16 protein-coding genes are annotated in these 19066 nt (G+C 65.4%); 4 read left to right on the top strand and 12 right to left on the bottom strand.

Annotated features, from left to right (window positions below; all coding sequences use genetic code 11):
- Position 1: 1 nt before the first annotated feature.
- The 11 genes from hflX to ndk form a co-directional block, all read right to left on the bottom strand.
- Positions 2 to 1138: a GTPase HflX gene (hflX, locus tag P0M04_RS17530; RefSeq protein WP_259447882.1), complete on the bottom strand. Its 1137-nt coding sequence runs from the start codon at positions 1136 to 1138 to the stop codon at positions 2 to 4.
- 29 nt (positions 1139 to 1167) lie between these two features.
- Positions 1168 to 1404: an RNA chaperone Hfq gene (gene hfq, locus P0M04_RS17525; protein ID WP_036168820.1), complete on the bottom strand. Its 237-nt coding sequence runs from the start codon at positions 1402 to 1404 to the stop codon at positions 1168 to 1170.
- A gap of 201 nt (positions 1405 to 1605) precedes the next feature.
- A complete protein-coding gene (der, locus tag P0M04_RS17520; protein ID WP_259447798.1) occupies positions 1606 to 2943 on the bottom strand; it encodes a ribosome biogenesis GTPase Der in 1338 nt (445 codons plus the stop codon).
- 6 nt (positions 2944 to 2949) lie between these two features.
- The gene (gene bamB / locus P0M04_RS17515) at positions 2950 to 4104 is read right to left on the bottom strand and encodes an outer membrane protein assembly factor BamB (RefSeq protein WP_259447799.1); all 1155 of its coding nucleotides are present in this window, start codon (positions 4102 to 4104) and stop codon (positions 2950 to 2952) included.
- 33 nt (positions 4105 to 4137) lie between these two features.
- Positions 4138 to 4788, bottom strand: coding sequence for a YfgM family protein (locus P0M04_RS17510; protein ID WP_259447800.1), 651 nt, complete (start codon positions 4786 to 4788; stop codon positions 4138 to 4140).
- A gap of 38 nt (positions 4789 to 4826) precedes the next feature.
- Positions 4827 to 6173 carry a histidine--tRNA ligase gene (hisS, locus tag P0M04_RS17505; protein ID WP_259447801.1) on the bottom strand — a complete coding sequence of 449 codons (1347 nt, stop codon included), beginning with the start codon at positions 6171 to 6173 and terminating at the stop codon, positions 4827 to 4829.
- A gap of 8 nt (positions 6174 to 6181) precedes the next feature.
- A complete protein-coding gene (gene ispG / locus P0M04_RS17500) occupies positions 6182 to 7459 on the bottom strand; it encodes a flavodoxin-dependent (E)-4-hydroxy-3-methylbut-2-enyl-diphosphate synthase (protein WP_259447802.1) in 1278 nt (425 codons plus the stop codon).
- A gap of 15 nt (positions 7460 to 7474) precedes the next feature.
- Complete coding sequence (locus P0M04_RS17495; protein WP_259447803.1) at positions 7475 to 8533, bottom strand: RodZ domain-containing protein; 1059 nt, start codon at positions 8531 to 8533, stop codon at positions 7475 to 7477.
- A gap of 10 nt (positions 8534 to 8543) precedes the next feature.
- Positions 8544 to 9353: a type IV pilus biogenesis/stability protein PilW gene (pilW, locus tag P0M04_RS17490; protein ID WP_259447804.1), complete on the bottom strand. Its 810-nt coding sequence runs from the start codon at positions 9351 to 9353 to the stop codon at positions 8544 to 8546.
- On the bottom strand, positions 9353 to 10525 hold the full coding sequence (rlmN, locus tag P0M04_RS17485) for a dual-specificity RNA methyltransferase RlmN (RefSeq protein WP_259447883.1): 1173 nt from the start codon (positions 10523 to 10525) through the stop codon (positions 9353 to 9355). Before rlmN ends, pilW begins: the two co-directional genes overlap by 1 nt.
- 118 nt (positions 10526 to 10643) lie before the next feature.
- Positions 10644 to 11069 carry a nucleoside-diphosphate kinase gene (ndk, locus tag P0M04_RS17480; RefSeq protein WP_047824070.1) on the bottom strand — a complete coding sequence of 142 codons (426 nt, stop codon included), beginning with the start codon at positions 11067 to 11069 and terminating at the stop codon, positions 10644 to 10646.
- Positions 11070 to 11334: 265 nt separating this feature from the next.
- On the opposite strand from ndk, the gene P0M04_RS17475 reads away from it, so the two are divergent.
- From P0M04_RS17475 to P0M04_RS17460, 4 genes are all read left to right on the top strand, one after another.
- Positions 11335 to 12018 (top strand): Bax inhibitor-1/YccA family protein, encoded by a 684-nt coding sequence (locus P0M04_RS17475; RefSeq protein WP_259447805.1) that lies wholly within the window; start codon positions 11335 to 11337, stop codon positions 12016 to 12018.
- Between the two features lie 184 nt (positions 12019 to 12202).
- Positions 12203 to 12553, top strand: coding sequence for a hypothetical protein (locus P0M04_RS17470; RefSeq protein ID WP_259447806.1), 351 nt, complete (start codon positions 12203 to 12205; stop codon positions 12551 to 12553).
- 85 nt (positions 12554 to 12638) lie between these two features.
- Positions 12639 to 14639 carry a TonB-dependent receptor gene (locus tag P0M04_RS17465; protein ID WP_259447807.1) on the top strand — a complete coding sequence of 667 codons (2001 nt, stop codon included), beginning with the start codon at positions 12639 to 12641 and terminating at the stop codon, positions 14637 to 14639.
- Between the two features lie 353 nt (positions 14640 to 14992).
- On the top strand, positions 14993 to 17521 hold the full coding sequence (locus P0M04_RS17460) for a hybrid sensor histidine kinase/response regulator (RefSeq protein WP_281042036.1): 2529 nt from the start codon (positions 14993 to 14995) through the stop codon (positions 17519 to 17521).
- Here P0M04_RS17460 and rlmD read toward each other — a convergent pair.
- Positions 17495 to 18910 carry a 23S rRNA (uracil(1939)-C(5))-methyltransferase RlmD gene (rlmD, locus tag P0M04_RS17455; protein ID WP_259447809.1) on the bottom strand — a complete coding sequence of 472 codons (1416 nt, stop codon included), beginning with the start codon at positions 18908 to 18910 and terminating at the stop codon, positions 17495 to 17497. The two genes, P0M04_RS17460 and rlmD, sit on opposite strands and share 27 nt — an antisense overlap.
- Between the last annotated feature and the right edge of the window lie 156 nt (positions 18911 to 19066).

Genomic DNA, 19066 nt, shown 5'->3' with positions numbered 1-19066 from the left:
ACTAGTGTGGTCCGGGATGGGGAGTCGCGGGCATGAGGTCGGGGTGCTCGTCGACACCGGGCACAACGGCCGGGCTGCCGGCTGCCTCGACGATGGCCTCGCGCAGCAGATCGAGGCCGGCGCCGCTCCTGGCGCTGATGAAAACGCGGCTGATCTTACCATATTCATCACGCTCGATCCCCGGCTCGAGGCCGGCCGCATCGATCTTGTTCCAGACCAGGATCTGCGGGATGTGGTCGGCGCCGATTTCGCGCAAGACCTCGTTGACCTGCTCGATCTGCTCCATCCGCACGGGAGAAGCGCCGTCGACGACGTGCAGCAGCACGTCGGCATGGATGGTTTCTTCCAGCGTGGCGCGGAATGCGGCGACCAGCTGGTGCGGCAGTTCGCGCACGAAACCGACGGTATCGGACACGACCACGTTGCCGGTGTCCGGACCGAGGTACAGGCGGCGCGACGTCGTGTCGAGCGTTGCGAACAACTGGTTCGCGACATACACCCCGGCCTTCGTCAGGGTGTTGAAAAGGGTCGACTTGCCGGCGTTGGTATAGCCGACGAGCGACACGGAAAATGTCTGGTTGCGCCCGCGCGAACGGCGCTGGGTCTCGTGCTGCTTGCGCAGCTTGGTGAGACGGGTGCGCAGCATCTTGACGCGCTCGCCGATGAGCCGGCGGTCGGTCTCGAGCTGGGTTTCACCGGGACCGCGCAGACCGATACCGCCCTTCTGGCGTTCCAGGTGGGTCCAGCCGCGGATCAGGCGCGTGGCCAGGTGCTGCAGCTGGGCCAGTTCGACCTGCAGCTTACCCTCGTGGCTCTGCGCGCGCTGCGCGAAGATGTCGAGGATCAGGCTGGTACGGTCGACCACGCGCACGTTGAGCCGCCGCTCCAGGTTACGCTGCTGGGCGGGCGACAGGGCGTGGTTAAAAATGACGATCTCGACCTTGTCGGCGAGAACGGCCTGCGCGATCTCGTCGGCCTTGCCGCTGCCGACGAAATACGCAGGATCGGGACTGTTGCGCTTTGCAGTGATCGTGCTGATCGGTTCGGCCCCCGCCGAGCGCGCCAGCAGGGCCAGTTCTTCCAGGCTGGCCTTGAAATCGCCAGCGTTGAAATCGATACCGACCAGGGCGGCGCGCATGGTGTTGCCAGAAACGTCAGCCATCGACCTCACTCGGCGTCTTGTTCGAGGTTGAGGTTGACCGCACGGGCCGGAACGACGGTAGAGATCGCATGCTTGTACACCATCTGGGTGACGGTGTTACGCAGGAGGACGACGTACTGGTCGAAGGACTCGATGTGGCCCTGGAGCTTGATCCCGTTGACCAGGTAGATCGAGACGGGGACGTGCTCTTTGCGCAAGGCGTTGAGGAATGGGTCTTGTAACAGTTGCCCTTTGTTGCTCATGACAGCTCCGTGATGTTGTTGTCGTATAAAAATTGTGGCGGGATGCCGGATTTCAAGTGGCTGCGCCAACATTCTCAAGCTGTGAATGTTCGCCCAAGCTAACTGTAACCTGTTTTGCTCTTTTTTGTCGTACTGCTCTGGTTAAACCTGGCTTAAAACCCGCGCCGGGTGAACCCTCGTAAAACCGGCCCCCGGACGGTTTTACTCTTTAGCGAACGGGTTCTTGCCGCTCTTCAGTTCGATGCGCAGCGGCGTGCCGATCAGGTCGAACGTATCGCGGAAATGCTTTTCCAGGTAACGCTTGTACGGTTCCGTGATGCCATCCAGCGCATTGCCGTGGATGACGATGATGGGCGGGTTCTGGCCGCCCTGGTGCGCGTAACGCATCTTCGGGCGCGTGCTGCCCTTGCGCTTCGGCTCCTGCTTCTCGACGGCCTCCTGCAGCGCGCGCGTCAGGCGCGGCGTGGACAGCTTCGCGGTCGCCGCGGCATACGCCGTGTCGATCGACTTCATCAAGTGGTTGATGCCGGTGCCCTTCAGCGCCGAGATGAACTTCGTCTCGGCGAAGTCGAGGAAGTTCAGCTTGCGGTCGATGTCGTTCTTGACCTGGTCGCGCTGGTCGGACGTCAAACCATCCCACTTGTTCACGGCGACGACGAGCGCGCGGCCCGTCTCCAGGATGAAGCCGGCGATGTGCGCGTCCTGCTCCGAGATGTCCTGCTGCGCGTCCAGCATCAGCACGACGACGTTCGCTTCCGAGATCGACTGCAGGGTCTTCACGACCGAGAATTTTTCGATGGCCTCGAACACCTTGCCGCGGCGGCGGATGCCGGCCGTGTCGATCAGCGTGTAGTGCTTGCCGCCCTTTTCGAACGGGACCTCGATCGAGTCGCGCGTGGTGCCCGGCATGTCGAACGCGATCACGCGCTGCTCGCCCACGAGGGTGTTGATCAGGGTGGACTTGCCGACGTTCGGACGCCCGACCAGCGCGATCTTGACGCCGTAGTCGGCGGGATCGAACTCCTCGGCTTCTTCCGGGCGCTGCTGCACGGCGACGTCGATGGCCTCGTTGACGAGGTCCAGCACGCCGTCGCCGTGGGCGGCGGAGATCACGTACGGGTCGCCCATGCCCAACTCATAGAAGTCGGCGGTGACGGACGTGTACTTCATGCCCTCGCTCTTGTTCACGACGAGCATGACCTTGCGGCCCGACTTGCGCAGGAAGTCCGTGATGGTCTTGTCGTGCGGCGTGAGACCCTGGCGGCCGTCGACGATGAACATCACGATGTCCGCCTCGGCGACGGCCTGGCGCGTCTGCAGCGCCATCTCGTGCATGATGCCTTCCTTGGCGACCGGCTCGAAACCGCCGGTATCGATGACCAGGAACGGACGTTCGCCCATGCGCCCTTCGCCATAGTGGCGGTCACGCGTCAGGCCGGGCAAGTCCGCCACCAGCGCGTCGCGCGAGCGGGTCATGCGATTGAATAAGGTCGACTTTCCGACGTTGGGACGACCTACGAGTGCGATTACCGGCTTCATTGAATCTTATTCGACCGCGATAGCGGTCACGGTTCCATTTTGTGTTTGAAAAATCAGGTTCGAACCGACGACGAGCGGCGTGGATTCGATGGCGCTGCCGTCCGTGGCGGCGCGGGACAGGAAAGCCCCGTCCTCGCGCGACAGGAAGTGCACGTAACCCTGGTAGTCGCCGACGGCGACGGCACGGCCGTACGACACCGGCGTGGACAGGCGGCGGTAGGCCAGCTTGTCGTTCTTCCACGCGCTCGTGCCGCTGTCGCGGTTGTACGCGTAGACGGCGCCCTTGTCGTCCGGGACGAATACGAAGCGCTGGTCCGCGGCCACGCCGACTTCCGACGACAGGTCGCGGGTCCAGCGCGGGCTGCCGGTGGCCAGGTCGAAGCAGCCGACGCGGCCCTGGTACGACACGGCGCACACGTCGCCGTCGATGATGACCGGCGCGCCGCCCATGTCGGTGACGCGCTCCAGTTCCGTCGCGCCGCGTGCGACGCCGACCTCGATCTCCCAGCGCGGCGCGCCGGTGGCGAGGATCAGCGACATCAGCTTGCCGCCCGGCTGGGCGATGAGCACGTCCTTGTCGTGGATGACCATGCCCGGCGCCAGGCGCAGGGACAGTGCCGGCGCGTTGCGCTGCACGGTCCATTTCTTCTGGCCCGTCTTGGCGTCGTAGCCGACGATGCGGTTGTCGATGCTGCGCGCGACGACGATGCCCTGGCCCACGACCGGCGACGACAGGATCTCGGAAGACAGCTGGGCATCCCACAGCTTCTTGCCGTCCATGTCGAACGCCAGCAGCATGCCCTTGGCGCCGCCCAGCACGATGACGCTGCCGTCCGTGCCGACACCCGCCGTCAGGTCCATGCCGGCCTTCGTGCGCCAGATCTGGCGTCCGGTGGCCGCTTCCGCACGCACGATGGTGCCGTCGCCCCCGGCCGCGATGATGGTGTTGTCGGCGATGGCTGGCGAGAACATATAGCTCTGCGACTTGCCGACTTCCAGTTTCCACGCCGTGCGCACGGCCATCGAACCTTTCAGGTCGACCAGCGGCGTGGGCTGGTTGCCCTTCGGTTTGGACGCGAACGGATTCAGCGAATTCATGGTGGAACACCCTGCCACTAGGGCGAACATACCGACACCAACGAGCTTCCGGGCAATACGCATATTCTTCTTACCTTGTTCTTGACTCTGGGTTAGTTACGCAGCTGCTTTCGGTGCCGGCGCGCCGCCGATGGCATCCAGCTTGACCTGCACGACCTGGCGGCCCGGATGGTTCTTCTCCATCTTGTCGAGCGCGGCCTGGTACGCCGTGCGGGCTTCCGCCAGCTTGTTCTGCGCGACGAGGACGTCGCCCTTGCGGTCCTGCACCTCGGCCGCGAACTGCGCCGGGAACTCGCGGTTCAGCAGCGCCAGCGCCTGGTCGAACGCTTTCTCGTCCAGCAGCACGCCGGACAGGCGCAGTTTGGCGATGGACTTGTACTCGTCGTCGCCATGGTCGACCGCCCATTGCAGCTGGGCCTTCGCGGTTTTCAGGTCGTTCGCGTCGAATGCGGCCTTGGCAGCGGCCAGCGCGGCCATCGGGGCGTAGGCGGTCGAGCCGAACTTGTTCTCGAGATCGCCCGTGATGCGCTGGACCTTGGCCGCGTCCTTCGCTTCGATCGCCTCGGTCAGGCCGTCATACAGGCCGGACGCTTCCGCGGCCTGCGAGCGCTGGTGCGAGCCCCAGAAGTTGTAGGCGGCGTAGCCACCCAGCGCGAGGATCAGCACCCAGGTGATCAGGTTGCCAAAGCGGTCCCAGAAGGCCTTGAAATTGGCTATCTGTTCTTGTTCTTCGAGATCGTATGCCATGGACGTTCGTCTTCTTCGTTATGGTGAATTAATCGGAATTACGGATGGTAGTGCACGTGGTCGTGATCATGGTCATGATCGTGGCCACCGACGATCTGATCGACGATGAAGTCGACGGCTTCGTCGAACGGCACGCTGGTCTGCTGCTGGCCACCTTCCGCCTCGCGCAGCGATTTCACGGCGACGACGTCGTTCTTGACCTCGTCCTCGCCGATGATCACGGCGAACGCGGCGCCGGAACCGTCGGCCTTCTTCATCTGGCTCTTGAAGCTGCCCGCGCCGGCCGGGGTGGCGCAGTGCAGGACGACGTCCAGGCCCGCGTCGCGGATACGCTCGCCGAGGATGAACGCCTTCATCTGCGCTTCTTCACCCTGGTGCACGAGGTAGACGTCGCACTGGGCCGGCGCGGCCGGTTCGCCCTGCGCCTTCATCAGCTCGATCAGGCGTTCGATGCCCATCGCGAAGCCGATGCCCGGCGTCGGCTTGCCGCCGAACGTCTCGATCAGCGGATCGTAGCGGCCGCCCGCGCACACGGTACCCTGCGCCCCCAGCATGTCCGTGACCCACTCGAACACGGTGCGGTTGTAGTAATCGAGGCCGCGCACGAGACGCGGGTTCACGGTGTACTGGACGTTGTTCGCATCGAGGATCTTCTTGAGGCCCTCGAAGTGCGCGAGCGATTCGCCGCCCAGGTAGTCCAGCAGCTTCGGCGCGTTGTTGACGAGGTCCTGCATCGCCGGGTTCTTCGTGTCCAGGATGCGCAGCGGGTTCGCGTGCAGGCGGCGCTTCGCTTCGGCGTCGAGGACGTCGATGTTCGCTTCGAAGTAGGCGATCAGGTCGGCGCGGTGGCGCTGGCGCTCTTCCGCGTTACCGATCGAATTCAACTCCAGGCGGATGTTGTCGAGGCCCAGGTCGTCCCACAGGCGGCGGCACAGCATGATCAGTTCCGCGTCGATGTCCGGGCCGGAGAAGCCGATGGCTTCCGCGCCGAACTGGAAGAACTGGCGGTAGCGGCCGCGCTGCGGACGCTCGTGGCGGAACATCGGACCCTTGTACCACAGGCGCTTCGGACCGTCGTAGGCCATGTTGTGCTCGACGACGGCACGCACGACGCCGGCCGTGCCTTCCGGACGCAGGGTCAGCTGGTCGCCGTTCATCGAATCGGTGAAGGAATACATCTCCTTTTCGACGATGTCGGTGACGGCGCCGATGGCGCGCGCGAACAGGCCCGTCTCTTCGACGATCGGGGTGACGATCTTCTGGTAGCCGTAGCTCTTCAGCACGGATTCCGCGGTGTTCTCGAACAGTTCCCACAGCGGCGCGTCGGCCGGCAGGATGTCGTTCATGCCTTTGATGGCGACGATTTTCTCTTTTTTCTCGGACATTTTCTGTATTACGCGACGGTGTCGCGGCTGTAATTCTTTTGTACGTAATCGAGCACGATCGTCTTGAACTCATCCACGATCCGCTCGCCCCGCAGTGTAGCGACCTTTTGCCCATCCACAAAGACCGGGGCCGCCGGCGATTCGCCCGTGCCCGGCAGCGAGATGCCGATGTTCGCGTGCTTCGACTCGCCTGGACCGTTCACGATGCAGCCCATCACGGCCACGTTCATCGCTTCCACGCCCGGGTAGGTCTTCTTCCATTCCGGCATCTGCTCGCGCAGGAAGGTCTGGATGTTGTCGGCCAGTTCCTGGAACACGGTCGACGTCGTGCGGCCGCAGCCCGGGCACGCGATCACCATCGGCGTGAATTTACGGAGGCCCATCGTCTGCAGGATTTCCTGGCCGACGACGACTTCCTTCGTGCGGTCGCCGCCCGGTTCCGGCGTCAGCGAGATGCGGATCGTGTCGCCGATGCCTTCCTGCAGCAGCACGGACAGGGCCGCGGTCGACGCGACGATGCCCTTGCTGCCCATGCCCGCTTCCGTCAGGCCCAGGTGCAGCGCGTAGTCGCAGCGCTTGCCCAGTTCGCGGTAGACGGCGATGAGATCCTGCACGCCCGACACCTTGCACGACAGGACGATCTTCTCGCGCGCCAGGCCGATTTCCTCGGCGCGCTGCGCGTTCTCGATCGCCGACGTGATCAGCGCTTCGTACATCACCGACTGCGCGCTCCACGGCTGGGCGCGGGCGGCATTCTCGTCCATGATGCGCGCCAGCAGCGCCTGGTCCAGGCTGCCCCAATTGACGCCGATGCGCACCGGCTTGTCGTAGCGGATCGCGGTTTCGATCATCTGCGCGAACTGGGTGTCGCGCTTGGCGCCCTGCCCCACGTTGCCCGGATTGATGCGGTATTTCGACAGCGCCTGCGCGCACTCGGGATAATCGCGCAGCAGCAGGTGGCCGTTGTAGTGGAAGTCGCCGACGAGGGGGACGTCCACGTCCATCCTGTCGAGCTGTTCGCGAATCGCGGGCACGGCGGCCGCCGCTTCCGGCGTGTTCACGGTGATGCGCACGATCTCGGAACCGGCGCGTGCCAGTTCCTTGACCTGGATGGCGGTGCCGATCACGTCGGCCGTGTCCGTGTTCGTCATCGACTGCACGACGACGGGGGCGTCGCCGCCGACCATCACCTTGCGCGCGCCGTGCTGCACGACCACGCCGCGGCTGGCGCGGCGCGGCAGCGGGCCGGAACCGATCGGCTCGTTGGCGTTGTTCGAAAAAGTCATCTGAGTGTTCCGTTGTTACTGGAGATTGACGCGCGAGATCGTCTTGCCCGGCACCTGCGGCAGGGAGACGGCCGTACCGCGCAGCGTCGCCGTCACGCCGCCCGGATTACCGACCGTCACGCGGACGGGCTGCTCGACGTTGACGGTCTCCGTGCTGCCCGCCTTGACGAGGCGCGAGAACAGCGGCGCGCCGCCCTTGGCCGGACGGACTTCGATCCAGGAGTCTTCGCGCACGTTCAGCACGAGGGCATTGGCGCCGCTGGCCGCAGGGGCTGGCGCCGGCACAGCCGACGCGGTCGCCGGGGCCGGCGTCGCGGGCGACGTGGCGCCGGGCGCTGCGGCCGGGGCCGCGGGAATGGTCGTCGGCGGCGCACCGGTCGCGGTCGCGCCCGGCACATTCACGACGGGACCCGGCGCGGCCGTGGTCGCAGGCGCGGTACCAGCCGGCGCGGTGGCCGGTGCCGATGCGCTGGCGCTCGGGCCCGGCACGGAAATCAGCGGCACGGCAGGATTCTGCAGGGTCTCGACAGAGCTGCCGTTGGCGGCCTCCGTCGAGGCACCGGTCGCGGCCGGCGTGGCCACGGTGCTGCCCGTGTCCGCATGCTGGCTGCCCGGCACGAAGCCGAAGTGCCATGCCGCGGCAGCGGCAGCCACGACGACCACGACGGCGCCCGCGATCATTCCCAGCGGCAGGGTCGAGCGCTTGCCGTGGCTCGGGAACCTGGATTGCGAGAACGAGGTCGGGGTCGGGCGACGGTTCGCCGTGACGGCGCTCGTATCGGGCGCGGGCTCGGTCTCCATGGCGATCTGGGCCACCAGCGGCGCCGGATCGACCTTCACCAGCTTGGCGTAGGCCCGCACGAAACCGCGGGTCACGGCCGGACTCGGCAGCGACGCGTAATCGCCCGCCTCCAGGGCGATGACCTGGCGCACCGCCAGTTTCAACTGGTCGGCCACCTGCTCGACCGACCACCCCATCGCCTCGCGCTGCGCGGCCAGGACCTGGCCGGGAACACCGTGCACAGGCGGTTGGTTGTCGGGCGTCGCCGGCTGATCTGCACGCTCGGAACTCATTGTCGTTGTCTCACTCACTAAAGGCACCGCGCTCGAAGGCCGCGTACTCGGGCGAGCCGGGGAAGCGCTTGCGCAACTGCGCCGCCAGCGAAGCTTCCGTGGCCCGGTCGCCGAGCATGTGCTTGACCCGGATGGCCAGCCACAGCACGTCGGCCGACAGCGTGTCGAGCTTCGCTGTCTCCGTCAGGCGGTTAATGAAAAACCCGGCGCGGGTGTAATCGCGCCGCTCGAAATATACCCGACCCAGGCCGGCGCTCGTCGCCGGCAGGTCGGGATCGTAACGCAGGGCGTCGAGCAGATAGCGCTCGGCCGCGTCGACATTCTTCATCTTCAGGCTGCAGTTACCTGCGTTCACCATGGCTTTGACCGGCGTCGCGTAATTTGGATTCTTCAGCGCCGCATCGAAATAGGTCATGGCCTCCGCCGGCTTGCCGCCGGCGTCGCACAGGAACAGCCCGTAATTGTTCGACAGATCCGGATTGCGCGGCGCCAGGCGCAGCGCGTGCCGGTAGTTCTCGTCGGCGAGGCGGTTCTCGCCCATCGCCGTGTAGATCAGGGCGCGCACGCCATACGCGTCGGCAGAGTCCGGGTTGGCGGCGATAGCCTGCTTCACCTCGTCCAGCGCGATCTCGTACTTGCGCTCCTGGTAATAGCCCACCGCCAGTTGCAGGCGGATCTGGGCGCGTTTTTCCGCGGCCGTCTGGTCGGACAGCGTCTTGAGCTCGTGCGATTCGCCCGCCATGCCACCATTGCCGGCGCACGCCGCCAGCAGCAGAGGAAGGGCGAGCGCGCAGGCCAGGCGTCCGGACAGCCGCGGCATCAGGACGAGATCTCCACGATCTTGCCGAAGTTAGGGCCGAATTTTTGCTGGTATTCGGCCATCTTGCTCATGCGCTCGTTTACGCGGGTACGGTCCTTGACCTCGCCCGCCAGCTGGCCGCAGGCGGCGTCGATGTCGTCGCCGCGCGTCTTGCGGATCGTCGTGACGAGGCCGGCGTCCATCAGCACCTGGGCAAACGCCTTGATGCGCGGGTTCTTCGAGCGCACGAGGCCGGATTCCGGGAACGGGTTGAACGGAATCAGGTTGAACTTGCACGACACGCCGACGACCGGATCATTGACGAGGGCGACCAGTTCGCGCGCATGCTCGTCCGTGTCGTTGACGCCGTCCAGCATGCAGTATTCGAACGTGATGAAGTCGCGCGGGGCAAATTCCAGGTAGCGCTTGCACGCGGCCATCAGCTCGCGCAGCGGGTATTTCTTGTTCAGCGGCACGAGCATGTCGCGCAGCGGGTCGTTCGAACCGTGCAGCGACACGGCCAGCGCCACCGGGCATTCCTGCGACAGCTTGTCCATGTTCGGCACGACGCCCGACGTCGACACGGTCACGCGGCGGCGCGACAGGCCGTACGCGTTATCGTCCAGCATCAGCTTGAGCGCGGTGACGGTCGGATCGAAGTTCAGCAGCGGCTCGCCCATGCCCATCATGACGACGTTCGTGATCTGGCGCTCGCCCTTCGGCCCCGGCTCGATGCCCTTCGTGCGGCGCAGTTCGAACTCGGCCATCCACAGCTGGCCGATGATCTCGGACACGCTGAGGTTGCGGTTGAAGCCCTGCTTGCCCGTCGAGCAGAAGCGGCAGTTGACGGCGCAGCCGGCCTGCGTGGAGATGCACAGCGTGCCGCGCGTCTCTTCCGGGATGAACACGGTTTCGACGGCATTGCCGTTGCCGACGTCCACGAGCCATTTGCGGGTGCCGTCGCTCGACGTGTGGTCGCTGATGATCGCCGGGGAACGGACTTCGGCGCGCGTCTTGAGTTTTTCGCGCAGCGACTTCGCCAGGTCGGTCATGTCGTCGAAGTTGGCGACGCCGAACTGGTGGATCCAGCGCTGCAGCTGTTTCGCGCGGAACGGCTTCTCCCCCAACTCGGCGCAGTAAGCGACGAGCTGCGCGGGATCGAAGTCCAGCAAGTTGGTGAGAGTTGCCATGATTGAATCCTGTGCCTTCAAAATAAGTCCCGCCCGCCGGGCTCTTCGAGCATGGGCGAGCGGGATATTGCAATGTTAAACCGGCCTGAGGCCGATCAACACAAATAATTGCTACTAAAGATTAACGCGAGTAGACGTTCAGTGCCGGGAAGTAGTAAGCGATCTCGACAGCTGCGGTCTCGGCGGCGTCCGAACCGTGCACGGCGTTGGCGTCGATCGAGTCGGCGAAGTCGGCGCGGATGGTGCCCTTGTCGGCTTTCTTCGGATCGGTTGCGCCCATCAGTTCGCGGTTCTTGGCAATCGCGCCTTCGCCTTCCAGCACCTGGATCATGACCGGGCCCGAGATCATGAAGTCGACGAGATCCTTGAAGAACGGACGCTCTTTGTGGACAGCGTAGAAACCTTCGGCTTCGGCGCGCGACAGCTGGGCCATACGGGCAGCGACGATCTTCAGGCCTGCGCCTTCGAAACGGCTGTAGATTTGGCCGATCACGTTTTTAGCGACTGCGTCAGGTTTGATGATCGACAGGGTGCGTTCGATTGCCATTTAAAAACTCCAATAAAAAGAAAGGTTTAAATCGAGATTTGGGAACTCAATCAACCTTCTATTTTACCATACATCCGTCATCCTACCGATATTGCGTGGGAGGGAGGCCGGATGATACAGTGACAATGATGAGTCCTCGTCCATATGGGGCGCGCGCCGGACCTTATGCAAGACTTAAAACTTGCGTTTCCGGCACATTGCCCCTGTTGACGCCAGGTCCAGTCCCCATATGGGGAGCAAAGCGATTTCTTCCAACGGAGGCATTATGATTCCCAGCCTGCAGAAAACCTACGACGTCTCGGCCATCCAGGCCACGCGTCACCGCGTGCTGCGCAACACTTACTGGTTGCTGGCACTGTCCATGGTCCCGACGGTGCTCGGCGCATACATCGGCCTGCAAATGGCCCTGCCGATCTTTGCCGGCGGCATGGGCGTGATCCTGTTCCTCGCCATCGCGTTCGGCTTCATCTTCGCGATCGAGAAGACCAAGAACTCGGCGGCCGGCGTACCGATCCTGCTCGGCTTCACGTTCTTCATGGGCTTGTGGCTGACCCCGCTGCTGCGCTTCACGCTCGGCTTCAGCAATGGCGGCACCCTGATCATGACCGCGTTCGCCGGTACCGCGGCCGTGTTCGCCACGATGGCGACGATCGCGACGGTGTCCAAGCGCGATTTCTCGGGCATGGGCAGCTGGCTGTTCGCCGGCGCCATCGTCGTGATCCTGGCCGGCCTGGCCAACGTGTTCCTGCACCTGCCGGCGCTGATGCTGGTCGTGTCGGTGCTCGCGATGGTGATCTTCTCCGCCTTCATCCTGTTCGACGTGAACCGGATCGTGAACGGCGGCGAGACCAACTACATCAGCGCGACACTGGCCATCTATCTGGACATCTACAACGTGTTCACGAGCATGCTGCAACTGCTGGGCATCGGCTTCGGCAACCGCGACTGATCCCCACCGCTCGCATCGACGAGCCGGCCTGCGGGCCGGCTTTTTTATTGCCCAAGACCGGGGTCAGAGCCCGGTTTTTGGAAACATCCGGCGCGCAATGGGCGGACAGCAGCTTACCGAAAGTATGATTGGCAGAACCGCACGGCCCTGCGTACAATATCCGTTCGCTTTCGATCCCGTCCCCATGTCCCGTAGCCTGGTCCACGTATTGCTGTCGCTGCTGCTGCTCGTTTCGCAGCAGTTGTCGGTCGGACACGGCTATACGCACTGGGCGGAGGCCGCCGACACGCTCGTCCAGCAGACCGCAGCCACGGCGGACACCGACGACGGCACCGGCAAGCTGCCCAAGCCCGGCCTGCACGACCTGTGCGGCCAGTGCGCGGCCAGCGCCCAGATCGCGTTTGCGCTGCCTTCCTCGCTGCGGCAATTCGTCCCGGCCGAGCTGGCCTATGCCGCGCCCGCCGTGCCGGCCACTCCGGGCATCTGCCTGCTCACGACCTGCCCGTTCCAGTCGCGCGCACCCCCTCAAGCCTGATAACACCTCCCGCTGTTTCCCGTACCGCCCGGCACGTCCCGGCGGTATGGGCCGTTATCCATTCGCTTGAGATTGTAGAAAAATCATGAAAATCGAACGTACGCTGCTCGCCAGCGCGCTCCTGCTCGCCTTCCACCCGGCCGTCCGCGCCGACGATCAAGAAACCATCAACGACGGCAAGATCCAGCAGGTCGTCGTCACGGCCAGCCCGTTGCGCAACGGCGAAGGCGACCAGATCCTGACGCCGGCGAAAGTGCTCGCGGGCGACGAGTTGCGTGACAAAGTCGGCAGCTCGCTGGGCGAGACGCTGCAGAACGAACTGGGCGTATCCGCCTCCGCATTCGGCGCAGGTGCGTCGCGCCCCATCATCCGCGGCATGGAAGGCTCGCGCGTAAAGATGCTGGAAAACGGGATGGCGACGTCCGACGTGTCCGGCCTGTCGAACGACCACGCCGTCGCGTCCGAAGGGGCCGTCGCGCGCCAGATCGAGATCCTGCGCGGCCCCGCCGCCCTGCTGTACGGCTCGGGCGCCATCGGCGGCCTCGTCAACGTCGTCAACGAACGCATCCCGACCGCGCTGGAACCGAAGGTGACGGGCCAGGTCGAGTCGCGCCTGAGCACGGTCGACAACGGCAAGGACATGTCCGGCACGCTGGACGGATCCGTCGGCAAGTTCGGCCTGCACCTGGACGGCAACCTGCGCAATACGGACGACTACCAGATTCCCGACCTGCGCGTGGCGAACGACCCGACGTCGCGCATGAACCGCCTGCCGAATTCCGATACGAAGGAGCGCAACATCGGCATCGGCGGTTCGTACATCGACGACTGGGGCTATGCGGGCCTGTCGGCATCGCACCTGACCAATTTCTATGGCATCCCGACCAACGAGGGATCGCACATCGACCAGCGCCAGAACCGCTACGACTTCGACAGCGTCATCAAGAACCCGCTCGCCGGCTTCGAAAGCGCGCGCGTCAAAGCCGGCTATACGGACTACCACCACGCCGAGCTGGACGATGGCGTGCCCGCCACGCTGTTCTCGAACAAATCGTTCGAATCGCGCGTCGAGCTCACGCACCAGCCGATCACGCCCCTGGGCCTGCACGGCACGTTCGGCGTGCAGACGGAAAACACACACTTCTCGGCGCTGAGCGCGGAAGGCGGACCGGACACCGTGCCGGTCACGCACTCGACCACGCAGGCTGCCTTCCTCGTCGAGGAATGGAGCCAGGGTCCGCTGCGCTGGAACGCGGGTCTGCGCTATGAAAACGTCGACCGCAAGCCGGTCGGCAACCGCGAACGCAGCTTCGACCTCGGCTCCGGCTCGATCGGCGCGCTGTGGCCGTTCACGAAAGGCTATTCGTTCGGCGCGACGGTGTCGTATGCCCAGCGCGCGCCCGCGACGGAAGAACTGTATTCGGGCGGTCCGCACGACGCCACGCTCACGTTCGATGTCGGCGATCCGGACCTGCGCAAGGAAATCTCGCGCAACATCGAGCTGTCGCTGCAAAAGACGAGCGGCCTGCTGCGCTGGCGCGTGAACGCCTACCGCAACAACGTCAACAACTTCATCTACGGCCATATCACGGATACGTCGTTCGACGAGGACGGCAACCCGGGCGGCGAGTTCCGCCAGCGCATCTTCCAGCAGGCGAAGGCGCACATCCAGGGCGCGGAAGCGGAGCTGACGTGGAACCAGATCGGCATGGGCTGGAACGGCCGCGTGTTCGCGGACATGTCGCGCGGCTACCTCGACGACGCCGGCAACCTGCCGCTGCAGCCGGCCGACCGCGTGGGCGCCGCCATCGGCTACCGCCAGCCGCACTGGCGCGCCGGCCTCGACTGGACGCACGCCCGCGGCCAGGACCGCCTCGCGGCGTTCGAGACGTCCACGACGCCGTCGTACAACCAGGTCAACGCCAATGTCTCGTACACGCAGAAGCTCGAGCACGTGGACCTGACGTATTTCATCGCGGCGAAGAACCTGCTCAACGAAGACATCCGCCTGGCGACGTCGCTGCTGAAGGACATTGCGCCGCTGCCGGGGCGGAATATCACGTTCGGCGTGCGCGCGAAGTTCTGACGGCGTATTGACGTCCCGTGCGCCACGCGTGCGGGACGTCCGTTATAGTCTTGCCATCAACCCCGATCCCATCGGCATTTGCAGTACGTTGCCGTCGAAATGGTCCTTCGGAGACATTTTGTTCTCCAGGTATCAACGGTGTTTCTCGCTCGGAAAATGTATTTTTTTTCATACCTGTTCCAGCTTATGCATTTGCGCATAGAATGACCGCTTTCGGACTCGGAAGCGATCGGCATGGAAGCAGCGACGCGCGACTTTCATCTCCTCGGCAGCACCGGCGCCGTTCGCGCCGGTTACCACGTCCATGACTGGTCGGCGTCGCCTCTCGGCCCCCGGACCGGTGGAGCCCCGCATTGCGCAATGCGGCCAGCCTGATCCTCGAATCCGAATTCCCCATGTATCTCGCGTGGGGCCCACACCTCGCGCTGCTGTACAACGCCGCCTTCATTCCCCTTCTCGACGGCACCCACCCCGTTGCACTCGGTCGTCCGCTGGCGCAGGCCTGGCCCGACCGCTGGCCCGGCCTGAAGCCGCTTGTCGAACGCGCCCTCGGCGGCCACGCCACGTACGGCGAGGATGTGCCGAGCCCGATCGACCGCAACGGCAAGCCGTACAACGCCTGGTTCACGCTGGCCTATTCGCCGGTGCGCGACGATACCGGCACCGTGCGCGGCGTGCTGTGCGTGACGAGCGAAACGACCCAGCGCGTGCAGCTCGAGCGGCGCCACGCCGTGCAGCTGCAGGTGGTGGACAGCCTGCGCCGCCTGCACCACCCGTCCGACATCATCGAAGGGGCGTGCACCCTGCTCGGCAAGCACCTGGAACTCGAGCGCGCCTGCTTTGTCGAAACTGACGAGGCGGACGGCAGCTTCGAAGTGATGCACGACTGGGCCCGCGACGCGAGCACGCCGCTGATCGGCCGGCGCGCCCGCCTCGACGATTTCGGCCCGCAGGCGCTAGCCCTGCTGCGCACGGGGTCGCCGCTGGCCGTGCGCGACGCAACGGCCGACCCGAGACTCCCCGCGCGCGGCGCGCGCTACGCGGCCGCGGGCGCGCGCGCGATCCTCATCGTGCCGAAGATCCGGCGCGGCCAGCTCGTGGCGGCCCTCGTCGGCTATTCGACCCAGCCGCGCGACTGGGACGAGGAGGCGCAGCGCCTCGCCACCGACATCGCCGAGCGCAGCTGGGAAGCGCTCGACCGCGTGCGCGCCGAGCAGGCCTTGCGCGACGCCGTGGCGCGCCAGACGACGCTGCTCGACATGAACGAATTCCGGCTCGAAGTATCGGACCTGCTGCGCCGCCTGAACGACCCGACGCAGATCTTCGTCCAGACGGGCGCCATGCTGGGCCGCTTCCTGCAGGCCAGCCGCGTGCTGTACGGCGACTACGACGCCGACAAGCAGCTCGTGACCTTCCACTCGAACTACACGGACGGCATCGTCGCCGAGTTGAACGGCACGTTCCCCGCGGCCCTGTTCGGCGTAGCGAATTTCAGTACGCTGAACCTGGGCACGTGGGTGTCGAGCGACCTGCAGCGCGACCCGCGCACGAGCGGTGCCGACACCTGGCCGAACTACGCGGCACTGCAGATCCGCTCCGCCGTCGTCGTGCCGCTGAACCGCAACGGCGCGCTGACGACCTGCCTGTTCATCAACGACAACCTGCCGCGCGTGTGGAGCGCCGACATCGTGCGCCTGATCGAGGACGTCGCCGAGCGCGCGTGGAGCGCCGTCGAGCGCGTGCGCGCGGAAGACGCGCTGCGCCTCGCCGACCGCCGCAAGGACGAATTCCTCGCGATGCTGGCGCACGAGCTGCGCAACCCGCTGGCGCCGATCTCGGCCGCCGCGCAACTGCTGAACATGGGCCCGCCGGACAGCGCCCGCGTGGAGCGCACGAGCGCCATCATCGCGCGCCAGGTCGCGCACATGACGGGCCTGATCGACGACCTGCTGGACGTCTCGCGCGTCACGCGCGGGCTCGTCGTGCTGGCACGCGAGGAAGTCGACCTGCGCCGCGTGATCGGCGACGCCGTCGAACAGGTGCGCCCGCTGATCGAGGCGCGCCGCCACGAGCTGGCGCTGCATCTGTCGACGGAACCGGCGATCGTCGAAGGCGATCCGAAGCGCCTCGTGCAGGTGATCGCGAACCTGTTGAACAACGCGGCCAAGTACACGCACGAAGGCGGCCGGCTGTCGGTCTGGATGGGCATCACGCCCGAGCAGGTGCTCGTGAGCGTGTCGGACAACGGCATCGGCATCTCGGCCGAACTGCTGCCGACCGTGTTCGACCTGTTCTCGCAGGCGGAGCGCACGCCGGACCGCTCGCAGGGCGGCCTCGGGCTCGGGCTCGCGCTGGTGAAGAGTCTCGTGGAACTGCACGGCGGGATGGTGACGGCGGCCAGCGAAGGCCGCAACCTGGGCTGCGAATTCACGATCCGCCTGCCGCGCCTGCACAGCGCTGCCGCACCCGCCGGCGGCACGGCCGCGACCGGTCCCGCGGCGCCGGGCACGGCGCGCGGGCTGTCGCTGATGCTGGTGGACGACAATGTCGACGCCGCGATGACCCTGGGCCTGCTGCTGGAATCCGGCGGCCACCAGGTAACGGTGATGCACCACCCGGGCGAAGCGCTGGAACGGGCCGCACAGGAGCATTACGATGCCTTCCTGCTCGACATCGGCTTGCCCGGCATGAACGGCTACGAACTGGCGCGCCGGCTGCGCAAGCTGCCCGGCTGCGGCGAGGCAACCCTCGTCGCGATCACGGGGTACGGCCAGCAGTCGGACCAGGCCAGCGCGGCGTACGCCGGCTTCGACAGTTACTTCGTCAAGCCGGTCGATCCGGCCGGCCTGTTCGCGTTACTGGACCGCGTCGCCGCCCGCTGACGCAGTGTCCTTGACGTCCGGTGCCGCGAATTCGCGCGGCTGGAAATTCTCGAGGCGCTCGAACACGCCGATCGATTCCACGTGCGACGTGTGCGGGAACATGTTCGCCACACCTGCCTTCTTGAGCACGTAACCGGCGCGGTGCGTCAGGATGCCGGCATCGCGCGCCAGCGTCGACGGGCTGCACGACACGTACACGATCCGCTGCGGCAGCAGGTCCGGGTTCGTCAGGCGCAGTTCGGCCAATGCGATCGCCAGCGCGACGGCGCCGTCGCGCGGCGGGTCGACCAGCATGCGGTCGAATTTGCCGAGCGCGATCAGGTCGTCCTTCGTCACCTCGAACAGGTTGCGCGTATAGAACGTCGTCTTGTCGGCGAGGCCGTTCGCCTTCGCGTTTTCCAGCGCGCGCGTCGTCAGCGCCGTGCTGCCTTCGATGCCGACGACTTCGCGCGCCTGCGTGGCCAACGGCAGGGTGAAGTTGCCGAGGCCGCAGAACAGGTCGGCCACGCGGTCGGTCGGCTGCACCTCGAGCAGGTTCAGCGCCTTGTGCACGAGCAGGCGGTTGATCTGGTGATTCACCTGCGTGAAATCGGTCGGCTTGAACGGCATCCTGATGCCGAATTCCGGCAGCGTGTAGTACAGCTCCTTGCCGAGCGGGTAGTACGGCGCCGCGGTGTCCGGTCCCTTCGGCTGCAGCCACCACTGGATGTTCCATTGGTCGGCGAACGCTTTCACCAGCGTCTCGTCGGCGGGCGAGAGTGGCGCCATGATGCGCAGCACGAGCACGGTCGTTTCTTCGCCGACGGCGATCTCGATCTGCGGCATCTGCTGGTAGATCGACAGTGCGCCCACCAGCTCGCGCAGCGGCACGAGCATGGCCGACAGGTGGTCCGGCAGGATCTCGCAGCTCGTCATGTCGGCCACGTACGACGAGTGACGCTCGTGGAAACCGACCAGCACCGTGCCCTTCTTGGCCACCCAGCGGACCGACAGGCGTGCGCGGTAGCGGTAATCCCACGTGGGGCCGTACATCGGGCGCATGATGTTCTCGGCCTTCGTCTTCCCGATGTGCCACAGGTTGTCTTCCAGGACGCGCTGCTTCATCGCGACCTGGGCCGACGGCTCCAGGTGCTGCATCGAGCAGCCGCCGCAATGCCAGAAATGCGGACATTTCGGTTCCACGCGCATCGACGATGCCTTCTGCAGCGTGACCATGCGGCCCGATTCCCAGTTCTTCTTCTTGCGCAGGGTCTCGAAGCTGACGCGCTCGCCCGGCAGCGCGCCTTCGACGAAGATCACTTTACCCGGCGTGCCGTCCTCGTTCTCCAGGTGGCCGACGCCGCGCGCGTCCATGTCGAGGGATTTGATGTTGATGAAGGTTTCTTGCATGGGAATAGAGAGCTGATCGCGCAACCAAACAACGTCGTCCCCGTGAAAACGGGGACCCATGCTGAAGATCACGGAGCCGGGGTGCCTGCGGGTCGACTGCGGTTGCTCAGTATGGATTCCCGCGTGCGCGGGAATGACGACTTGCGGCCGATGCCG

The organism is Telluria mixta (assembly GCF_029223865.1).
Lineage (GTDB): Bacteria > Pseudomonadota > Gammaproteobacteria > Burkholderiales > Burkholderiaceae_D > Telluria > Telluria mixta.
This window is presented reverse-complemented; position numbering and strand designations above follow the sequence as displayed.